This is a genomic window from Candidatus Pantoea symbiotica, from assembly GCF_056491525.1.
The window spans coordinates 1,116,212-1,136,211 of record NZ_JBSZHR010000002.1; the positions used below are offsets into that span (position 1 = coordinate 1,116,212).

Below are 20,000 nucleotides of genomic sequence, written 5' to 3' on the forward strand. Positions count from 1 at the left end.
CTTATTGTGCCGGCGGCAATGCCGGTAAGCTGGCAGCGGAGGCAATATCGCTGCCTGTTTGCATCACTTCTACCGTTTGGTGCGGCGCTTTAATGCCGGCCGCATCAAAATGCTTCTTCACCTTATCATCCAGCGCAAAACGTACCGTCCACTGCTTCAGCGGCTGGGTGGTGAATGACACGCGCACGGTAAAGGATTGGTTGGTTAATCCCACTAATCCGGCAAAGCTCGGCTCGCCAATCACCATGCCGCGAATATCCGGGTTCTCCAGCAGCTCTTTCACTGCGCCCTGCAGCGTTTGGTTAACGCGTTCGGTATCTTCACTGCGATCCACATCGTAGTTCGCCACAAACGATCCGATGCCGCGCACAAAGTTGGCGAAGGTGGTGATCGATGACCACGGAATAATGTGATACGCGCCGGTATCCTGACGCACGCCCACTGAGCGAATCGACATGCGTTCTACCGTGCCGGTGATTGGGCCAATGGTGACTAAATCACCGGTGTTCATGCCGTTCTCAAACTGGATAAAGATGCCGGTGATGATGTCCTTTACCAGCGTTTGTGAACCGAACGACACAGCCAGACCGAGCGCGCCGGCACCGGCCAGCAGCGGTGCAATATTTACACCCACTTCCGACAGCAAAATCATAATGGTGATGGTGCTGATCACCACCGCCAGCGCGTTGCGGAACAGCGTCAGCAGCGTGCGGGTGCGCGCGCTCGGCATCGGGCGGCCGTGCGAATCCGAGGCGAGGCGGCTTTCGATCAGACTCGCCAGCAACGTCCAGCCGATTGCCGACAGCAGCACAATCATCACGATGCGAATCAGGACATCCACCATTTTTTGGCCGGTACCAAGAGTGAGCCAGTGCCAGAGATCAAACAGATTCCATGCGTTGAGCAGTAGCAACAGCGTGGCAAATACCGTGACCACGCGCGCCAGTTTCAGCAGTGCTTTCACCCAATCGTTGACGCGCTTTTGCAGCTCGGGATAGTTGCGGCGCATATCGGGCGACAGCGTGACGGTTTTGCCAATCCAGCGTGTCAGCATGCCGGAAATCAGCGCGGCGATGACCACAATCGCCAGGCTGCGCACCGTGGCGGACATCATAAACTTTAGGCTGTCGCCGGGATTGAAGATCGAGAACAGGAACAGCGCGATAAAGTAGGCGCTGGCCAGCCAGTGCCACACCATGCCGAAGGCGCGGATGAACAGCGCAAAGAAGCTCATGCTGCGATCGGCGAGACGCGACAACTCCTGATGGATGTTGTTTTTGTTGCGGAAAATCAGCCACAGCGCCCAGCCGGTCATGATCCCCATAATCAGCATATTGACCAATGCGGCCACCTGAATGTTGACCTGATTGGAGACAATCGGCACCACCACCAGTAAACCATAACCGATGATGCCGCTCAGCCAGCTCAAACGTGTGTTCCAGTAGCTGGCGCGCGCATCAGTTAAGTGGAAGAAGCGCAGCGTGGAGAAGCGCGGGCAGAAAATCAGACGCAGCACCGCTTTAAAGAATTCAATCAACGCAAAGGCGTTAAGGAACAGACCTTGCTGATAGGCGATGGTGCGGTTGTTGTTGTGATAGTTGTCGCTGATGATCTGCCCGACAAACAGCGTCAGCGCCAGCAGCACAATATCGAGTACAAAGGCCATCAAGATGGTAGCGGGCAGGTGCAGCCACTTGGTGCGCTCAAGGTTTTGATTGCGTCCCCAGCGGCCCATGCGTCGCCAGATCGGCCACATCATACGGCGTGTCAGCCAGTAAAACGCAAACACCGAGGCGGCGAGGGCGGCAAAGTATTTCAGCGCGTTGAGGAAGGTTTGTTGGTTAAAGGCTTTGTGCGGCGCATTGGTGATGTTGTCATGCAGTTGGACAAACTGCGCGGCTACCGCGCCGCCATATTCACGCGTCACGCTGGTGACGCTCTCCAGCACCGTGGGATCTTCTTCATTGGCCTGCGGCGGTGCCAGCACCGGCGGTTCGCTGGTGGATTTACTGTTTGCAGCCTGACGTAACTGATCGATCAGCTCCTGGCGCGAAGCGTTGTTATCCAGAATATTCGCCAATGCGGCATAGGCGGCTTTTTTCTCGTCTAAGCTGGGTTCGCTTTCGGCTGTGCTATTCGTTGCCGGGGTTTGTGACTGCTGAGCTGCAACGGCCGCCTGCGGCAGATTAACCGCCTGCGCCGGGGCAATGACAAACAGAGTGTACAAACTGAAGAGTAACCACATGGCTAAACGCCATGGTGGGCTGGCAGACGACATCGCTTTTCTCCTTTAGCTTCGCGCAGCGGCACAAGAGAGAAGTATAGTCAGTGATGGAAGGTTAGGATTCTGAAAGGAAAATTGTTGGGTGCGGGTAAGAAGAAGGTCGCCATGAATGGCGACCCTACGGATTAGGAGACGTGCTGCAGGAATTCGCGCAGACGATCGCTTGGCGGGTTGGTGATCAGATCGTCCGGGTTGCCATCTTCTGCAATGGTACCTTTATCGATAAAGATCAGACGCGAAGCCACTTTCTGGGCGAAACCGACTTCGTGCGTCACGATGACCATCGTCATGCCTTCTTCCGCCAGATCCTGCATCACTTTCAACACTTCGTGACGCAGCTCGGGATCCAGCGCTGAGGTTGGCTCATCAAACAGCATCATCTTCGGCTTCACCGCCAGCGCCCGGGCAATCGCCACGCGCTGTTGCTGACCACCGGAAAGCTCAGACGGGAAGTGATGTGCGCGCTCGGCGAGGCCAACTTTACCCAGCAATTCACGCGCCAGCTTATGCGCTTCTTCTTTCTTCGCACCGCGCACGCGAATCGGGCCAAAGGCAACGTTGTCCAGCGCGCTCATCTGTGGGAACAGATGGAACTGCTGGAACACCATGCCCGCTTCCTGACGAATCAGGCGCTCATCCACTTTCGGATCATTAACCTTCATGCCATCGACAATCAGGTCGCCGGTGGTGATCTCTTCCAGCTTGTTGATGCAGCGCAGCAGCGTGGATTTACCGGAACCGGACGGCCCGATAATCACCACCACTTCGCCTTGATTGATCTTCAGGTTGATGTCGTGCAGAACCTGAGTCTGGCCGAAATTCTTCGAGACGTTTTTAAATTCAATCACAGAATTTTCATCCTTTTCTCAATACGGCGCAGCACAAAGCTCAACACCAACGTAATAACCAAATAGATAATGGCAACGGCGCTCCAGATCTCCAGCGCGCGGAAGTTTCCGGCAATGATCTCCTGACCCTGACGCGTCAGTTCGGCCACGCCAATCACGATAAACAGCGACGTATCCTTGATGCTGACAATCCACTGGTTACCCAGCGGCGGCAGCATACGGCGCAGCGCCAGCGGCATGATCACGTAACGCAGGGTTTCGCGGCGCGACAGACCCAGCGCCAGACCCGCTTCACGGAAGCCTTTGTTGATCGACAGCACCGCACCGCGCGTGATTTCTGCGATGTAGGCGCCGGAGTTGATCATGATGGTGACCACCGCCGCGCTGAACGGATCGATACGCAGATCCGGGAAAGCCATCGGCAGGGCGAAGTAGATAAACATCACCTGAACCACGATTGGCGTACCGCGAATCAGTTCGATAAACACTAAGGCGATGTTGTTGGTGATCCAGCCGCCGTAGGCGCGGGCAAAACCGGCGACTAAACCGATAATTAAACCGCCGACCAGGCCGAGGACCGAGATCAGCAGGGTCATTTTGGCGCCTTCGATTAAAATCGGCAGGGCAGGCCAAATGACGCTCCAGTCAAACTCCATGGTGTGACTCCAAAATCTGTTGCGTGGAAATGTAAAAAGCAGGGAGTGTTAAGCTCCCTGCTGGAAAAATCGGCTTAAGCCGCAATTATTTTGGTTCAGTACCGAACCATTTTTTATAGATGGTGTTGTAAGTGCCGTTGTCGCGCAGGGTTTTCAGTGCGCCGTTCACTTTTTCACGCAGGTCGTCGCTGCCTTTCGGGAACGCGATGCCATACTGCTGCGCTTCAATCGACTCGCCAACCGCTTTGAAGCGGCCTTTACCGGCGGTGTTGATGAAGTACAGAATGTTCGGGGTATCGTGCAGCACAGCGTCAGCACGGTTAGTGCCTAACTCCATGTAAGCATTGTCGATGTTCGGGAACTGACGCAGATCTTTCGATTTGATGTGCGCTTTCGCGTAATCAACCGAACCGGTGCCGCTCTTCACTGCAACCACTTTGCCGTTCAGATCGTCAATGCTCTTCACGTCTTTTTCGTTCTCGCGCACCATCACCAGCAGGCCGCTTTTGTAGTAGCCGTCAGAGAACTCAATGGCTTTTTTACGTTCTTCGGTAATGGTGATACCCGCCAGCGCCAGGTCAATGTTTTTGGTTTGCAGTGCAGGGATGATGCCGCTGAAATCCATTGGCTTAAAGGCGTAATCGAGTTTCAATTTTTTCGCGATGGCATCCCACAGATCGATATCAAAACCGACGTATTTATCGCCTTGTTTGAACTCGAAGGGAACGAATGCGGTGTCGGTTGCGACGATCAGTTTTTTGTCTGCTGCGGTGGAAGAAAGCGAGAAGGCCAGCGCTAACGCGGCCACGGAGACTTTAATCAATGACTTCATCATTTTTTTCCTTATTACCCTTCAGGCCTTGTGGCCTGCTGTACGGCGTATCATATGAAAAAATTATGCCAACTTTTTCATTTTGCAGGAAATCAGTAGTTTTAAGCACTTGCTGACACGATTTTGCGCAGAAGAAAAGTTTTGCACCTTATTGGTGCTTCATTTTGGTGCATGGTGCTGTTGTGGTGCAGGCACAGTGTGCACCAAGGGCGGGGAGAGCGAAAGAAGGGATTAAGGAATTGTTAACGACGTCAAAAAAAGCACCACAATGTTACAGACGTAAAAAAAGGCGGGATAACCCGCCTTCGTTATAACACTGAGATTTATTCAATATTCGATTCGATAAACCACAGGAATTTATCCAGATCGCGCGATGCCGCAGTGAAGATATCAGCGGTGTCTTCATCGCTCACTTCAGTAATGGCTTTGCGCGTGTCATTCGCCACAATCGCATAACGATCGGCCAGCGCTTTCAGGTGATCCTGCACGCTATGAATGTTCAACGGATAGCTTTTCAGTGGTGTTTTATCGTTAACGATCTGAGTGGTACCCAGCGCTACGCCGCCTAGCTGAACCACACGTTCAGCGATAGTGTCCTGGTGATCGGTAATGGCCGCACGGAAACCATCCAGCATCTCATGTACGCCAATAAAGTTAGCGCCACGCATATTCCAGTGCGCCTGCTTGGTGATCAGCGACAGGTCAATAAACTCCACTACCAGACGGTTGAGCACCTCGATGGTCGCTTTCTTATCGCTGTCAGCGACGTCATTACGGGTGTAAATCAGATCAGACGATTTAGTTTTAACCAGTTTTGCGGTACTCATCATTAATGTCCTCTTATTGATGGTTGTCCTAATCAAGCACGGAAATAAGTATAGCAGCAGTTTTTTAATCTGCAGGATTGATTAAATCAATGACAGGAATAGATAAACCTTAATGTTGCTCAGGGATTGTGCGGTTTAAATATTAGTTGAAGTAAAACAGAAGGTTGTGGATTGTGTTAATTATTTATTAATCGTGTTGCAAAATAATAACGGAGAAATCCTAACGCCACATTAAAAATGAAAATGAGAATGCTTCTATATTTAGCCTGCAGCAAAGCAGGCTAACGTGTTGAATATTTATTGCGGATGATTGATATCCACTTCGCTTATTTTTGCGCTTTTTTGTTTCATGGTCAGCGTTGAACCTGCCGAAGCGACAATGATCGCCAGCAGCGCCATCCACTGTTGCAGCGTTAACAGTTCGCCGAGGAACAACATGCCTGAAAGCGCCGCCATCGCCGGTTCCAGACTCATTAAGGTGCCGAAAATGCGCGCTGGCAATCGCGTTAGCGCCATCATCTCTAAAGAATAAGGAATGGCGCTGGAGAGCAGGGCGATCAGCAGCGCTAACGGCAGTACTTCCCAATGCCAGATGCCCGGCGCGGCGAATGTCAGGCCGAGCGGTACAAAAATCACTGAGGCAATCAGCGAACCCATCGCCACCGTTGCCGGGCCATGTTCCGCGCCCGCCCGCTGACCCGCAAGAATATAAACTGCCCAGCAGGCACCCGCGCCTACCGCTAACAGCGCACCGAGCGGATCGATATGACTCATCCCTTCACCGATTGGTAACAGGAACCACAAACCCACCACCGCCAGCAGCACCCAAATAAAATCAAGCGGACGACGCGCGCCGATCAAGGCCAGCGTCAGTGGACCCAGAAACTCCAATCCAACCGCAACGCCCAGCGGCACGGTGCGAATCGCTAAATAGAAGAGATAGTTCATGCAGCCAAGCGCTAAACCGTACATCAGCAGCGGTTTGCGCTGCTCGCGCGTAAAGCGCAAACGCCAGGGTTTGAAGATGATGCAGAGAATCAGCGTGCCAAGACCAAGACGCAGCGCGGTAATGCCGGGCGCGCCAACGGTGGAAAACAGTGATTTTGCCAACGAAGCGCCGCCTTGCAGCGAAAGCATGGCAATCAGCAGCACGGCAATAGGGAACAACACCGGGGCCATATTTTTGGTCGTTTGAGGCGCAGACATCCTGTAATCCAGTCCTTTATTTATTAACAGCAGGGTAACAAGCGCTCAGTGTAAAGGAATCTTCGGCAAATAAGGAGACGCGAATCGGGGAATTAAAAAGCGCTAACAGGTCATAATTTGGCCATCTTTAGGGCCATTTCCGTAAAGAAACGTCAGGTTAGTTTAGGAATTTACTTAAAGGCATTTTTTGTGATCGGAATTTATGTTGCAGGAATATGATGGTTTTTATAAGTAAAATGAATGACATAGGAAACTTCATTAACTTTCTGTTACACCAAACAATCTGTTAGACAACAAAATGCGGGCAGAGTTTCTTGCTGTTTTTTGTTATATTTACAGCGTTGTCAGGAGAGAAGTATATTCACATTTGAGGTGGTTATGAAAAAAATTGCATGTCTTTCAGCATTGGCTTGTGTACTTGCAGTTTCTGCAGGTTCTGCCATGGCACAAAGCACCGTTACCGGTGGTTACGCTCAGAGCGATTATCAAGGCGTTGCTAACAAAGCAAACGGCTTCAACCTGAAATATCGTTACGAAGACGGTTCTAACCCACTGGGTTGGATCGGTTCTTTCACCTACACCGAGAAAGATCGTACTGATGCTGGCGTTTATAACAAAGGCCAGTACTACGGCATCACCGGTGGTCCAGCTTACCGTCTGAACGACTGGGCAAGCATCTACGGTGTTGTTGGTGTGGGCTACGGCAAATTCCAGCAGAACGATACCGCAGTACGTTCTAAATCTGATTCAAGCGACTACGGTTTCTCTTACGGTGCGGGTATGCAGTTCAACCCAATCGAGAACATCGCAGTTGACGTAGGTTACGAGCAGAGCCGTATCCGCAACGTCGACGTTGGCACCTGGATTGCTGGCGTAGGTTACAGCTTCTAAGTTCTTGCTTAGACCAGTTGCACAATAAACGGTCCTTCGGGGCCGTTTTTTTATGGGCGCAAAATATGGTTTACCGGCTACCAGAAACACAAAACCCGCTACGTGAGCGGGTTTTATTAGAAGTCGGGAACGTTAGCCGCGCCAGATCAGGTTTGGGCACGGACGTTCAACCAGCTGTTTGCCGGTGAGCTTTTCAATCAGCATCAAACGCAGCGCAAACGGCGAGCGGGTAAACAGGCACAGCAGTGATTTCAGCTCAAAAGCCGGTTTGCTCTGTTCAGCCTGGAAACATTTGCCACAGTCGAGGCAGTTTTTCATGGTAGTCATGTTCACCTCCCGAGTGAATGACGACAATTTCTTTGTAGCCTTTATAAGCTATTCGCTTACATTATCAACAAAGATAGCACTGGCTATACTCTTTAGCCAACACTATTTAGGAAAAATTTGTGCTTATTTGTGCCTGGTTTACAATGGGCGCAGCCAGCCCGCACCGCAGGTAAAGTGCGGCAGATAATAAAGAGGAAGTTAGATGAGTCGTCGTGCAAAAATCGCCACCAACATGCCCCAGGGCCCGCTAAAAGAGATAGAGGAGCATGTCGAAGGATTTCGTCAGGTGCGCGAGGCGCATCGTCGTGAGCTGATCGATGACTACGTAGAATTAATCTCTGATTTGATACGTGAATTTGGCGAAGCGCGTCAGGTGGATATGGCCGCACGTTTGGGCGTATCCCAGCCGACCGTGGCGAAAATGCTGAAGCGTCTTGGCACCACCGGCTTAGTTGAGCAAGTGCCGTATCGCGGCGTATTCCTCACAGCTGAAGGTGAGAAGCTGGCTGAAGCGAGCCGCGTTCGTCACCATATTGTTGAAACCTTCCTGTTGGCGCTGGGCGTTAGCCCGGAAACCGCACGCCGTGATTCAGAAGGCCTGGAGCATCACGTCAGTGATGAAACCCTGGCCGTGTTCCAGAAATTCTACGAGAGTCGCTAACTACAAGGCCTTCCGCCATCATGCCCAATCTGCTTCGTTCCTTAATGCGCGATCGTATTTTGCATTTGTTATTGCTGTTGGGTGTGATCATGTTGCCGCTGGCGAATTTCCGCTGGTCGCAACTGCCTGCCGCGGTGGACTGGCACACCATCATGACGCTCACCGGCTTATTGATGTTGACCAAAGGGCTAGAGAACAGCGGCTATTTTGATGTGCTCGGCGCGCGCTTGATCCAACGTTTTCAACATGAACGCGCACTTGCGCTGTTCATGGTATGCGCCGCCGCGTTGCTGTCTACTTTTCTCACCAACGATGTTGCGCTGTTTATTCTGGTGCCACTAACGCTAACGCTGCGCAAATTTTCGCGCTTGCCTATTTCCCGCCTGATCATTTTCGAAGCGCTGGCGGTGAACGCAGGTTCCTTACTGACGCCGGTTGGCAACCCGCAAAACATTCTGTTGTGGAGTCACGGTACGCTCAGCGTGCCAGGCTTCATTGCGCAAATGGCGCCGCTGGCGGCATTTTTAATGCTCACGCTAATGGCGCTGACGTGGTGGAGTTTCCCGGCGCGCGTAATCCAGAAACATGACCAAACCGAAAGCCAAACATGGTACAAGCCGCTGTTCACGATTAGCGTGCTGCTGTACATCGTGTTTATCGTGGCGCTCGAGCTGAAAATGACCGGCTGGGCGTTGCTGCTGGTGGCCGCCTGTTTCCTGATTATGGCGCGTAGCGTGTTGATCAGCATCGACTGGAGTTTGCTGCTGGTGTTCGTGGCGATGTTTATCGATGTCTTCCTGTTGATGCATTTGTCCTGGCTGCAGCCGCATTTTGCCGCTATTGGTCAGCTAGGCGAGGGCGGACTCTATCTACTGGCCATTGGCCTGTCGCAATTCATCAGTAACGTTCCCGCCACCATTCTGCTTTTGCAGAAAGTGCCACCGTCCGACGTGCTGGCGTGGGCGGTGAATATCGGTGGATTTGGCTTATTACCGGGATCGCTCGCCAACCTGATTGCCTTGCGCATGGCGCAAGATGCGCGTGTTTGGTGGCGTTTCCACTTGTTTTCCATCCCGATGCTGGCTTGGTCGATGTTGGGCGGATGGCTGCTGTTACACCTCATACGTTAGCGCGATGCCGATGTCGGCTTGTGTAAAGTTGCATTGGCATTTGTCAATTTCCCATCTAAGGTTATGTTGACCGTTTTTGCCCGGGAATCGGGACAACCGCCTACGATGAAAAATTATGGAAAACCAGAATCAACCGTCTGAACGCGATCAGCAGGATCCGCAAAACACCTCGAATACCCATCAAGATAACAACGAACCAGAACGTAAACGCCCCGGAAAGAAGCCGCTGATTTTTCTCGCCATTGTGGTGGTGATCATGATCGTGGTGGGATTATGGTTCTGGCTCACCACGCGCAATATTGAAAGCACTGATGATGCCTTTACCGAAGGCAATGCGGTGACTATCGCGCCGAAAGCGGCCGGTTACGTGGTCAAGCTGCTGGTGCGCGATAACCAGCGCGTAAAGCAGGGCGATTTGCTGGTGGAGATCGATGCGCGCGACAGTGAAGCGCAGCGCGATCAGGCCAAAGCCCAGCTTGGTCTGGCACAGGCGCAGCTGCATCAGGCGCAGGCGCAGTTAGCCTTGTCTCGCGTGCAGTATCCGGCGCAGCGCGATCAAGCGCTCGCCGATCAGGCCAAAGCGCAGGCCAACTTGCTCAACGCTCAAGCCGATTATCGTCGCCAGCGCGGTGTTGATCCGCGTGCGACTTCACAGCGCAATATTGATACTGCCGCCGCGCAGCTGCGTTCGGCTGAAGCGCAACTGCAAAGCGCTAAAGCGCAGGTTGAAGTGGCTTCTCAGGTGAAGCTGCAAATCCGCCAGCAGGAAACCAATGTTGAAGCGCGTGAGCAACAAGTTGAGCAGGCGCAGGCGCAGCTCAACACCGCCGAATTGAATCTCTCTTATACCCAGGTTCGCGCGCCATACGATGGCTTCGTCACCAAGCGTAACGTGCACCTCGGCACGCTGGTGCAGGCTGGCAGCGCGCTGTTCTCGCTGGTTTCGCCTGAAATCTGGATTAACGCCAACTTCAAAGAGTCGCAGCTGGCGCGCATGAAGCCGGGCGACAAAGTGGAAATCAGTGTCGATGCCTGGCCGGATATGAAGCTGGAAGGGCATGTGGATAGCGTGCAGATGGGATCCGGTTCGCGCTTCTCCACCTTCCCGGCTGAAAACGCCACCGGCAACTACGTGAAAATCGTGCAGCGCGTGCCAGTGAAAATCGTCATCGATAAAGGATTGGATCCTAACCATCCGCTGCCGCTGGGCTTGTCGGTTGAGCCGAAGGTCACAGTGGAATGAGTGCGAGCGAAAGCTGGCGTCCGGCCAGCAATCCGTGGCTGGTCGCTATTACGGTGACGCTGGCGGTGTTTATGGAGATCCTCGACACCACCATCGTTAACGTCGCGCTGCCGCACATTGCCGGCTCGCTCTCCTCCAGCTACGACGAATCGACCTGGGTTCTGACTTCTTATCTGGTCGCCAACGGCATCGTGTTGCCGATCTCGGCGTTCTTCAGCCGCCTGTTTGGCCGCAAGCAATTCTTCCTGATCTGCATCGTGATGTTCACCATCTGCTCCTTCCTGTGCGGCATCGCCACGGAACTGTGGCAGATCATTTTGTTCCGCGTGTTGCAGGGCTTTTTTGGCGGCGGATTGCAGCCGGTGCAGCAATCGGTACTTCTCGATTACTTCAAAGCCGAAGATCGCGGCAAAGCCTTTGGCCTGTCGTCGATTGCGATTATCGTCGCGCCGGTGATTGGTCCAACGCTCGGCGGCTGGATCACCGACAACTACAGCTGGCGTTGGGTGTTCTTCATTAATATTCCGGTTGGCATTTTGACGGTGATGGCGATTTATCAATTGCTGGAAGATCCGCCGTGGGAACGCAAGTGGGATAAAGGCCGCCTGAAGATTGATTACATCGGCATCAGCCTGATCACGCTGGGCCTCGGTTGTTTGCAGGTGTTCCTCGATCGTGGCGAAGATGAAGATTGGTTTGCCTCGCACTTTATCCGCCTGTTCGCCATGCTGGCGGTGATCGGCATTATCGGCGCCATTTATTGGCTGCTGTATGCCCGTAAACCGGTGGTCGATCTCACCGTAATGAAAGATCGCAACTTCTGGGTGGCGGGCTTGCTGATGGCGGGCATGGCGATGATTCTGTACGGCAGTTCGGTGGTGCTTCCCCAGCTGGCGCAGCAGGATCTTGGCTACACTGCAACCTGGTCGGGGCTGGTGCTATCGCCCGGCGCGATATTGATTGTGCTGACGATACCCATCGTGCTGAAACTGATGCCGATCGTGCAAACGCGCTACATCATAGCGTTCGGCTTCACCTGTCTTGCCAGCGCCTTCTTCTATTCCACCACGTTAACGCCCAACGTCGATTTCACCACGCTGGTGATGATGCGCAGCGCGCAGTCGATCGGCCTCGGCTTCCTGTTTGTGCCGCTGACCACCATTGCGTTCATTACCGTGCCGCAGCGATTAAACGCCGATGCCTCAGCATTGTTCACCATGTTCCGTAACGTCGCGGGCTCGATTGGCATTTCGCTGTCGACGGCGGGCATTACGGAACGCATGCAGACGCGTTCGGCCAGCATGGTGCACAACATGTCGCCGCTCAACGAGCCTTACAATCTCACGCTGCAACACTGGGCTGATTCGATCCGTAATTTCACCACCGCCGTGGGCGATCCGCTGGTGCTGGCGAGCGGGCAGCTCTATCAGGAGATGATCGCCCAGGCGCGTATTCTGGCGTACATCGACGTATTTATGGGCCTCAGTATTGTGGCGCTGCTATTGATTCCATTCTGTTGGTTGCTTTCGCCAATTAAGAGCGAAGGCGGTGCAGGAGCACATTAAAATGAAAATGATTTCGCGATCTCAGCCGTCACTGACGTTGCTGGCGCTGTCACTGTTGCTGGCCGGATGCGCGGTAGGACCGGATTACCAGCCACCGCAGGCGCACACGCCGGGCGGCTACCATGATTTACCTTCACAGCAAGCGTCTAAGCCGCTGGCGGCGGCGACCAATCCGCTGTGGTGGAAAAGCTTTAACGATCCGCAGCTTGATAGCCTGATTGAGCGCGCCATTGCTGGCAACTTAACGCTGCAACAATCGGTACTGCGTATTGCCGGTGCGCGTGAGCAGCTGGCGCAGGCGCGCGGTGGCCTATTCCCGTCGCTTAACGGCTCGGCAAAGGTCACACGCCAGCAGTTGGGTTTAAAAGGTTTGCTGAAATCTAACGGCGTTTATGACCAGGTTGATAGCGATGTCGCCAGCCAGCTCAACGGTTTAGATCATTCCGTTACCTTGTATCAGGGCAGCTTCGACGCCAGCTGGGAGCTGGATCTGTGGGGCAAAGTGCGCCGCCAGATGGAAGCCGCGGATGCGCAGCAGCAGGCGGCTATCGAGCAGCGCAACGATGCGTTGGTCTCGCTGGAAGCTGAAGTCGCGCGTGCCTATCTGCAACTGCGCGGTTCGCAGGCGGTGCTGGCGACCTTGCAACAGCAGATCGAGGTGGCTCAGCAAACCTGGGAACTAACCAAAAGCCAGCAGCAAAACGGCTTAGCGCCGACCACCGATGTGGAAAACGCCCGCGCGCAGTTGGCCTCGCTGAATGCGCAGCTGCCGCAATATCAGGCGCAGCAGCAGCAGGCGATGAACGGTTTGGCGGTGCTGCTGGGTAAAACGCCGGGCGCGCTGGATAATGAACTGATGAACATAAAGCCGCTGCCCGATTTGCCGAAATTGGTGCCAGTGGGCATTCCGTCCACGCTGGCGCGGCGACGTCCGGATATTCGTCAGGCCGAAGCGACCTTGCATGCGGAAACCGCGAACATTGGCGTGTCGGTTGCCGACCTGTTCCCTAGCCTGTCGCTCACCGGGCAACTGGGCGTGCGAAATACCGATGCCAGTTATCTGGATGACTGGAGCAGCCACTTCTTTAGTGTTGGGCCGTCGCTATCGATTCCTATATTTCAGGGCGGCCGTTTAGTCTCCAGCGTAAAACTGGCGCGCGCGCAGCAAGCCAGCGCGGCGCTTGATTATCGGCAAACGGTATTAACCGCGCTACAGGATGTGGAGAACGCGCTGGTGAGTTATCGTGCCGATCAACAGCAGGTTATTGCACTGGATGAAACCACCGGCGCACTGCAACGTGCATTTGATTTAGCCAGCGACAGTTATCGTCAGGGTATTTCTACTTTCCTCGAAGTATTAGATGCGCAGCGACAATTGGCGCAAGCTAAAGCGCAATCGACGCAGGCGCGCATGCAAAGTGCACTCGATTTAGTGGCGTTATATAAAGCGCTGGGCGGTGGCTGGGAACCTTATCAAAATGTCAATCTGCCAGACTATTCAGTGTTTGGTCCCGCGACGGAAGTGCATTAATTTCCCTTAGTAGCCGGTTAACCACCGGCTTTTTTATCGGCACGATAAGAAAAAATGAGATTCTTCTCTCATCCTCAGCAATATATTACTCCACAATGAAAATAGGTTTTTCGTTACACCATTAATCCTTGCTTACCTTTATGCTCACTAATGCTGCAGCACGCAATAGCGCCTAAATGGTTGTTTATTACCTGAGAATATCGGACTGAAATCGATTCCAGTTCCTCCATAAGGAACAACCTTGAGTTGTTAATTCAGGGTTAATTAAAGCAACCTTACCCGTTTTAAAGCTCAATGTAAGAATTAGGTAAGCAAGTTCAGATAAATCCGGACAATAAAATTAATTTATTTTTTTATTTGAATTAGGTAATCTTGCCACTACAGTTTATTTAACCCCCTTAAGCAAGGACATTGTGATGAGTGACGCATTTAAAGTTCTGAACAACATTCGCACATTACGTGCGCAGGCTCGTGAACTGCCATTGACCGATCTGGAAGAAATTCTGGAAAAATTAACTGTTGTTGTGACTGAACGTCGTGACGAAGTAAACGCAGAAGAAGCGCAGAACCGCGAAAAAGAAGAGAAGCTGTCTAAATATCGCGAAATGCTGCTGGCTGACGGTATTGACCCGAACGAATTACTGGGTGCTCTGGAAGTTGGTAAAAAACGCGCTAAGCGTGCACCACGTCCAGCAAAATATTCTTACACCGACGAAAACGGTGAAGTAAAATCATGGACCGGCCAAGGCCGTACCCCAGCTGCGATTAAAAAAGCGCTGGATTCAGGTAAAAGCCTCGATACTTTCCTGATCAAATAATCCGCACAATCCTTGTAAGTGGGAGCCGAAGGCCAACGCCTTCGGCTTTTTTATTTATTTTTTTGTATTAGCTCAAGACGTTCAGCCGATTACCCTCTCTGCCTCTGGCGCAGAGGTGGCGTACGGGTGCCCGCTTCTGGCATAATGCCCGCTGTTTTTTCCTCCACTGCGTAACAAAGGTCAATGCCGTGTTAGTTTCCAGCAATATCACCATGCAGTTCGGCAGTAAGCCGCTGTTCGAAAATATCTCCGTTAAATTTGGCGGCGGTAATCGTTACGGTTTAATCGGTGCGAACGGCAGCGGTAAATCTACCTTTATGAAAATACTGGGCGGCGACCTGGTGCCGACGGGTGGAAATGTTTCCCTCGACCCCAATGAGCGTATCGGTAAGTTACGTCAGGACCAATTTGCCTTTGAGCAATATAGTGTGCTGGACACCGTGATCATGGGCCACAATGAATTGTGGGCAGTGAAGCAAGAGCGTGACCGTATATATGCTTTGCCGGAAATGAGCGAAGAGGAAGGCTATAAAGTCGCCGATCTCGAAGTCGAATACGGCGAGATGGACGGTTACAGTTCGGAATCACGTGCCGGTGAATTATTACTGGGCGTTGGCATTCCGGTGGAGCAGCACTACGGTCCGATGAGCGAAATTGCGCCGGGCTGGAAATTGCGTGTGCTTTTAGCGCAGGCATTATTTGCTAATCCGGATATTTTGTTGCTCGATGAACCGACTAACAACCTGGATATCGATACCATTCGTTGGTTGGAGCAAGTGCTCAACGAACGTAACAGCACCATGATCATCATTTCGCATGACCGTCACTTCCTGAATATGGTGTGTACGCATATGGCGGATCTGGATTACGGCGAACTGCGCGTTTATCCAGGTAATTATGACGAATATATGACCGCGGCTACTCAATCACGCGAACGTTTATTATCGGATAACGCCAAGAAGAAAGCGCAAATTGCCGATCTGCAATCGTTCGTCAGCCGTTTTAGCGCCAATGCCTCTAAATCACGTCAGGCAACTTCGCGCGCCAAGCAGATTGATAAAATTAAGCTGGAAGAAGTTAAAGCGTCCAGCCGTCAAAACCCGTTTATCCGTTTTGACCAGGATAAGAAACTGTTCCGTAATGCGCTGGAAGTTGAAGCGCTGACCAAAGGTTTTGATAACGGTCCGCTGTTTAATAAACTCAACTTGATGTTAGAAGTCGGCGAGAAATTGGCGATCCTCGGTGCCAACGGTATCGGTAAAACCACGCTGCTGAAAACGCTGGTCGGTGAACATACGCCAGATAGCGGCACGGTGAAATGGTCCGAGAATGCGCGCATTGGTTATTACGGCCAGGATCACGCGGAAGACTTTGCTGAAGATCTGACGGTATTCGACTGGATGAGCCAGTGGAAGCAGGAAGGCGATGACGAACAAGCGGTGCGCAGTATTCTTGGCCGCCTGCTGTTTGGTCACGACGAGATCAACAAGCCAGCCAAAGTGTTGTCGGGTGGTGAGAAGGGCCGCATGCTGTTTGGCAAGCTGATGATGCAGAAGCCGAACATCCTGATCATGGATGAACCGACTAACCACCTTGATATGGAATCGATCGAGTCGCTCAACATGGCGCTGGAGATGTACGAAGGCACCCTGATTTTCGTTTCGCACGACCGTGAGTTTGTCAGCTCGCTGGCGACCCGCGTGATGGAGATGAAAGCCGATCGTATTATCGACTTCACCGGTAACTATGAAGATTACCTGCGCAGCCAGGGGATTGTTTAAGTGTGAAAAATAAGGTGCGCATTAATGCGCACCTTACGAAAAATCGCACCTTACATATGTAGGGTCGCCATTTATGGTGACCTTATTCACCACACACTTCGCAATGCGCGTCTTGTGCCACCTTCATGCTGCGGAATTCTGCGCTCATCGCATCGTACATCAGTAAGCGCGAGCTAGCGGGTTGACCGAACGTCGTTAGCACTTTTAAGGTTTCCATCGCCTGCATTGCGCCAACCACGCCAACCAGCGGCGCCATCACGCCCGCCTCTACGCAACTTAACACCTGATCGCCAAACAAACGGCTAATACAGCGATAACACGGCTCGCCGGGCTGCCAGGTGAAGACGCTGAGCTGGCCTTCCATGCGAATCGCTGCGCCGGAGATCAGCGGCACCTTGTGCTGAAAACAGAGACGATTGATCTGCTCGCGGGTATCGACGTTATCGGTGCAATCCACCACCGCGTCGTGCCGTGCAATCAATGCGCTGAGCTGCGCGTCGTCCAGCTGTGCATCAATTGGCTCCAGCTGACAATGCGGATTAATTGCGGCTAACTGCTGCTGCGCCGAGGCGACTTTTGCCATGCCAATCTTCGCATCGCTGTGCAGGATCTGGCGCTGCAGATTGCTCAGGCTAACGGTATCGAAATCGAGCAAGGTGAGATGTCCTACGCCCGCCGATGCCAGATAGGGCGCTGCTGCACAGCCGAGACCGCCGAGGCCGACCACCAACACGCGTGATGCCTTCAGCTTCTCCTGGCCATCAAAATCAAAACCGCGCAGTACGATCTGGCGGTTATAGCGCAGCATCTCTTCATCGCTCAACTCAACGCTCATTAGCCCTCCAGCAGCGTATTAAAGGCTTCGATCTCCACCCATTCGCCGGGTTCGACATCGCCGCGATCGCGCTCAAGCACCACAAAGCAGTTTGCCAGCGCAAACGAACTGAACACATGCGAACCTTGCGCACCGGTGCTGCGCACTTCCAGCACGCCGTCATCGCCACGGCTAACAATCGCACGCTGGAAGTCGAGACGACCCGGGGATTTCTTCAAACGCTGGGTGGCGCGTGCGCGTTGGCGCAGCGGCATGATGCGCGTGGTTTGACCGGTTAAGGTGGCCAGCAGCGGCTGGACTAATTGATAGAAAGTTACTGCCGCAGAAACCGGATTGCCCGGTAAACCGCAGAACCAGCTGTTTGCCAGACGACCAAAGGCAAAAGGTTTACCCGGCTTAATCGCCAGTTTCCAGAAGGTGATGGCGCCGAGCTCTTCCAGCATCGCACGGGTGAAGTCGGCCTCGCCAACCGACACGCCGCCGGTGCTGATCACCACATCGGCCTGACGATCGGCTTCGGTAAAGGCAGTACGCAGCGCCGCCTGATCGTCGGCAATGACGCCGAGATCGATCACTTCGCAGCCGAGTTTGTTGAGCATTAACGCCACGGTAAAGCGGTTGGTATCGTAAATCTGACCTTCCGCCAGCGGCTGACCGACCGCCTGCAATTCATCGCCGGTGGAGAAAATTGCCACTCGCAGTTTGCGCAGCACGCTGACTTCAGCAATCCCCAGCGACGCCAGCAGCGGCAGTTCGGCCGCGCCGAGACGTACTCCGGTGTCCAGCACCTGCTTGCCCGCCTGAATGTCTTCGCCGATGCGACGAATGTTCTGCGCGGCCTGCACCGGCGCGGTAATTACAATGCCGCCGTCGCGCTGCTCCGTTTGCTCCTGCATCACCACGGCATCACAACCGGCGGGAATCGGCGCGCCGGTCATGATGCGGATCACGCTGCCCGCTGGCCACGCACCGTTAAACGGCGCGCCAGCAAACGCTTTACCGGCCACCGGTAATACGCGGTCAGGCGCGATATCAGCCAGACGCAGCGCGTAACCGTCCATCGCCGAGTTATCAAACGAGGGCACATCCAGCGGCGAAAGAATCGGCTTCGCGGTGATGCGTCCGGCGGCTTCAAACAGCGAGACGTTAAGCGAATCGCTGATCGGCGTCAGCTGTTGCAGCATCTTTTGCTGCGCGTCTTCGAGGGAGATTAATCCTGCGGTAAAAGGTTCCATGTCCATCTCTGCCTGGTTAATTTCAGATGCGGTCTATTATGGGTAATGCGTGGCCGTTAAGCGAGAGTTGGTGGTCAGGAAGGGGTATTTCACGCTACGGCTGATTGAATTTTCGGTCACCATAAATGGCGACCCTACAATATTGCGCGTGTATTTGTAGGGTCGCCATTTATGGCGACCGGAAAAACCACTCACAACCAAAAAAGCATAATCCACAATAAAAGGTTATGACCGCGCAGGCAGTTTCTGCTTTACAAGATGAGGGGGCCTTTCTATAGTCGAAAATTGCCAAAAAAAGATGAAAACCATTCTAAATCAGTGTTTTTGGTTCTGATTCCTTCACAGGGTACCGGTTATGGCTAAAGCAGTTATCGCAATTCACGGCGGTGCGGGCGCGATTACGCGTGCGGCAATGAGCGCCGAAAAAGAGCAGCACTATCGTCAGCAACTCAGCGCAATCGTTACCGCAGGCCAGCAGATTCTGGCCGCCGGCGGCAGTGCGCTGGATGCCGTTACCGAAGCTGTGCGCCTGCTGGAAGAGTGTCCGCTGTTTAACGCGGGCAAGGGCGCGGTGTTCACCCATCAGGGCACGCATGAACTCGATGCCAGCATTATGGATGGCCGCACGCTGGACGTCGGCGCGGTCGCGGGCGTCAGCCACATCCGCAATCCGATTCTGGCGGCGCGTAAAGTGCTGGAAAACAGTCCGCACGTACTGTTTATCGGTGCGGGCGCAGAAGCCTTTGCCGCCGAGCAGGGTTTAGCGCCGGTCGAGGCAGATTTCTTCTCCACGCCGGAACGCTGGGAACAGCTGCAGCGCGCGCTGCACAGCCAGCAAATGGTGCTGGACCACGACGGCGAAGCAAACAGCCACAGCGACGATCCGCTGGACCCGGATCGCAAATTTGGCACCGTTGGTGCGGTGGCGCTCGATCTTCAGGGTAATCTGGCGGCCGCCACCTCAACCGGCGGCATGACCAACAAACAGGCCGGTCGCGTGGGCGATTCGCCGTTGGTCGGTGCGGGCTGCTACGCCAGCAACGACACAGTAGCGGTCTCCTGTACCGGCACTGGCGAAGTGTTTATCCGTACGCTCGCCGCTTACGACGTGGCGGCGCAGATGCATTACGCCGGACGCTCGCTGCAACAGGCCACCGCCAACGTCATTCATGACAAAGTGCAGGAGCTGGAGGGCAGCGGCGGGCTGATTGCCATTGACGCCGCAGGCAATGTGGCGCTGCCGTTTAACAGCGAAGGCATGTATCGCGGATTCGCCTACGTGGATGGCGACGTTGAGGTAGCGATCTACCGCGACAGCTAAGGAGCAGGC

Annotated in this window: 18 protein-coding genes; 9 read left to right on the forward strand and 9 right to left on the reverse strand. The window is 53.5% G+C overall.

Annotated features, from left to right (window positions below; all coding sequences use genetic code 11):
• Position 1 precedes the first annotated feature (1 nt).
• The 6 genes from ybiO to rhtA all read right to left on the reverse strand — a co-directional run bounded on the left by ybiO (position 2) and on the right by rhtA (position 6,653).
• Entirely contained in the window at positions 2-2,278 is a 2,277-nt protein-coding gene (gene ybiO, locus ACXIZX_RS05740) for a mechanosensitive channel protein (RefSeq protein ID WP_479403764.1), read from the reverse strand.
• A gap of 131 nt (positions 2,279-2,409) precedes the next feature.
• Positions 2,410-3,132: a glutamine ABC transporter ATP-binding protein GlnQ gene (gene glnQ, locus ACXIZX_RS05745; RefSeq protein WP_061723607.1), complete on the reverse strand. Its 723-nt coding sequence runs from the start codon at positions 3,130-3,132 to the stop codon at positions 2,410-2,412.
• The gene (gene glnP, locus ACXIZX_RS05750; protein WP_007887744.1) at positions 3,129-3,788 is read right to left on the reverse strand and encodes a glutamine ABC transporter permease GlnP; all 660 of its coding nucleotides are present in this window, start codon (positions 3,786-3,788) and stop codon (positions 3,129-3,131) included. The genes glnQ and glnP overlap by 4 nt, the downstream gene beginning before the upstream one ends.
• An 85-nt stretch (positions 3,789-3,873) precedes the next feature.
• Positions 3,874-4,620, reverse strand: a complete 747-nt coding sequence (glnH, locus tag ACXIZX_RS05755) for a glutamine ABC transporter substrate-binding protein GlnH (protein ID WP_479404849.1) — start codon at positions 4,618-4,620, stop codon at positions 3,874-3,876.
• 323 nt (positions 4,621-4,943) lie between these two features.
• The gene (gene dps, locus ACXIZX_RS05760) at positions 4,944-5,447 is read right to left on the reverse strand and encodes a DNA starvation/stationary phase protection protein Dps (RefSeq protein ID WP_036647916.1); all 504 of its coding nucleotides are present in this window, start codon (positions 5,445-5,447) and stop codon (positions 4,944-4,946) included.
• Between the two features lie 297 nt (positions 5,448-5,744).
• Positions 5,745-6,653 (reverse strand): threonine/homoserine exporter RhtA, encoded by a 909-nt coding sequence (rhtA, locus tag ACXIZX_RS05765; RefSeq protein ID WP_154153155.1) that lies wholly within the window; start codon positions 6,651-6,653, stop codon positions 5,745-5,747.
• A gap of 378 nt (positions 6,654-7,031) precedes the next feature.
• Here rhtA and ompX point away from each other — a divergent pair, with 378 nt between their 5' ends.
• Complete coding sequence (gene ompX / locus ACXIZX_RS05770; RefSeq protein WP_008102541.1) at positions 7,032-7,544, forward strand: outer membrane protein OmpX; 513 nt, start codon at positions 7,032-7,034, stop codon at positions 7,542-7,544.
• A gap of 132 nt (positions 7,545-7,676) precedes the next feature.
• Here ompX and ACXIZX_RS05775 read toward each other — a convergent pair whose 3' ends face one another.
• On the reverse strand, positions 7,677-7,871 hold the full coding sequence (locus tag ACXIZX_RS05775) for a hypothetical protein (RefSeq protein WP_008102539.1): 195 nt from the start codon (positions 7,869-7,871) through the stop codon (positions 7,677-7,679).
• 202 nt (positions 7,872-8,073) lie between these two features.
• Here ACXIZX_RS05775 and mntR point away from each other — a divergent pair, with 202 nt between their 5' ends.
• The 7 genes from mntR to ACXIZX_RS05810 all read left to right on the forward strand — a co-directional run bounded on the left by mntR (position 8,074) and on the right by ACXIZX_RS05810 (position 16,600).
• On the forward strand, positions 8,074-8,532 hold the full coding sequence (gene mntR / locus ACXIZX_RS05780) for a manganese-binding transcriptional regulator MntR (RefSeq protein WP_008102536.1): 459 nt from the start codon (positions 8,074-8,076) through the stop codon (positions 8,530-8,532).
• A 20-nt stretch (positions 8,533-8,552) separates the two neighbouring features.
• Positions 8,553-9,662: an SLC13 family permease gene (locus ACXIZX_RS05785; protein WP_479403765.1), complete on the forward strand. Its 1,110-nt coding sequence runs from the start codon at positions 8,553-8,555 to the stop codon at positions 9,660-9,662.
• 115 nt (positions 9,663-9,777) lie between these two features.
• Positions 9,778-10,905: an HlyD family secretion protein gene (locus tag ACXIZX_RS05790; protein ID WP_061717217.1), complete on the forward strand. Its 1,128-nt coding sequence runs from the start codon at positions 9,778-9,780 to the stop codon at positions 10,903-10,905.
• The gene (locus tag ACXIZX_RS05795) at positions 10,902-12,470 is read left to right on the forward strand and encodes a DHA2 family efflux MFS transporter permease subunit (protein ID WP_154153149.1); all 1,569 of its coding nucleotides are present in this window, start codon (positions 10,902-10,904) and stop codon (positions 12,468-12,470) included. The genes ACXIZX_RS05790 and ACXIZX_RS05795 overlap by 4 nt, the downstream gene beginning before the upstream one ends.
• Position 12,471: 1 nt before the next feature.
• Positions 12,472-14,001: an efflux transporter outer membrane subunit gene (locus ACXIZX_RS05800; RefSeq protein ID WP_479403766.1), complete on the forward strand. Its 1,530-nt coding sequence runs from the start codon at positions 12,472-12,474 to the stop codon at positions 13,999-14,001.
• Between the two features lie 416 nt (positions 14,002-14,417).
• Complete coding sequence (locus tag ACXIZX_RS05805; protein WP_008102525.1) at positions 14,418-14,819, forward strand: H-NS family histone-like protein; 402 nt, start codon at positions 14,418-14,420, stop codon at positions 14,817-14,819.
• A 188-nt stretch (positions 14,820-15,007) separates the two neighbouring features.
• Entirely contained in the window at positions 15,008-16,600 is a 1,593-nt protein-coding gene (locus ACXIZX_RS05810) for an ABC-F family ATPase (RefSeq protein WP_008102523.1), read from the forward strand.
• 82 nt (positions 16,601-16,682) lie between these two features.
• Here ACXIZX_RS05810 and moeB read toward each other — a convergent pair whose 3' ends face one another.
• Both moeB and moeA read right to left on the reverse strand, forming a co-directional pair.
• Positions 16,683-17,435, reverse strand: a complete 753-nt coding sequence (gene moeB / locus ACXIZX_RS05815) for a molybdopterin-synthase adenylyltransferase MoeB (protein WP_479403767.1) — start codon at positions 17,433-17,435, stop codon at positions 16,683-16,685.
• Positions 17,435-18,670 (reverse strand): molybdopterin molybdotransferase MoeA, encoded by a 1,236-nt coding sequence (moeA, locus tag ACXIZX_RS05820; protein WP_479404850.1) that lies wholly within the window; start codon positions 18,668-18,670, stop codon positions 17,435-17,437. Before moeA ends, moeB begins: the two co-directional genes overlap by 1 nt.
• A 355-nt stretch (positions 18,671-19,025) precedes the next feature.
• On the opposite strand from moeA, the gene ACXIZX_RS05825 reads away from it, so the two are divergent.
• Positions 19,026-19,991, forward strand: a complete 966-nt coding sequence (locus tag ACXIZX_RS05825; RefSeq protein WP_154181443.1) for an isoaspartyl peptidase/L-asparaginase family protein — start codon at positions 19,026-19,028, stop codon at positions 19,989-19,991.
• Positions 19,992-20,000 lie beyond the last annotated feature (9 nt).

Coding starts and splice junctions, on each gene's coding strand:
- ACXIZX_RS05805 (WP_008102525.1), top strand. CDS start 14,418: ATGAGTGACGCATTTAAAGTTCTGAACAACATTCGCACATTACGTGCG.
- moeB (WP_479403767.1), bottom strand. CDS start 17,435: ATGAGCGTTGAGTTGAGCGATGAAGAGATGCTGCGCTATAACCGCCAG.
- ACXIZX_RS05795 (WP_154153149.1), top strand. CDS start 10,902: ATGAGTGCGAGCGAAAGCTGGCGTCCGGCCAGCAATCCGTGGCTGGTC.
- ACXIZX_RS05775 (WP_008102539.1), bottom strand. CDS start 7,871: ATGACTACCATGAAAAACTGCCTCGACTGTGGCAAATGTTTCCAGGCT.
- dps (WP_036647916.1), bottom strand. CDS start 5,447: ATGAGTACCGCAAAACTGGTTAAAACTAAATCGTCTGATCTGATTTAC.
- ompX (WP_008102541.1), top strand. CDS start 7,032: ATGAAAAAAATTGCATGTCTTTCAGCATTGGCTTGTGTACTTGCAGTT.
- ACXIZX_RS05825 (WP_154181443.1), top strand. CDS start 19,026: ATGGCTAAAGCAGTTATCGCAATTCACGGCGGTGCGGGCGCGATTACG.
- moeA (WP_479404850.1), bottom strand. CDS start 18,670: ATGGAACCTTTTACCGCAGGATTAATCTCCCTCGAAGACGCGCAGCAA.
- glnH (WP_479404849.1), bottom strand. CDS start 4,620: ATGAAGTCATTGATTAAAGTCTCCGTGGCCGCGTTAGCGCTGGCCTTC.
- rhtA (WP_154153155.1), bottom strand. CDS start 6,653: ATGTCTGCGCCTCAAACGACCAAAAATATGGCCCCGGTGTTGTTCCCT.
- ACXIZX_RS05785 (WP_479403765.1), top strand. CDS start 8,553: ATGCCCAATCTGCTTCGTTCCTTAATGCGCGATCGTATTTTGCATTTG.
- ybiO (WP_479403764.1), bottom strand. CDS start 2,278: ATGTCGTCTGCCAGCCCACCATGGCGTTTAGCCATGTGGTTACTCTTC.
- ACXIZX_RS05800 (WP_479403766.1), top strand. CDS start 12,472: ATGAAAATGATTTCGCGATCTCAGCCGTCACTGACGTTGCTGGCGCTG.
- mntR (WP_008102536.1), top strand. CDS start 8,074: ATGAGTCGTCGTGCAAAAATCGCCACCAACATGCCCCAGGGCCCGCTA.
- glnP (WP_007887744.1), bottom strand. CDS start 3,788: ATGGAGTTTGACTGGAGCGTCATTTGGCCTGCCCTGCCGATTTTAATC.
- ACXIZX_RS05790 (WP_061717217.1), top strand. CDS start 9,778: ATGGAAAACCAGAATCAACCGTCTGAACGCGATCAGCAGGATCCGCAA.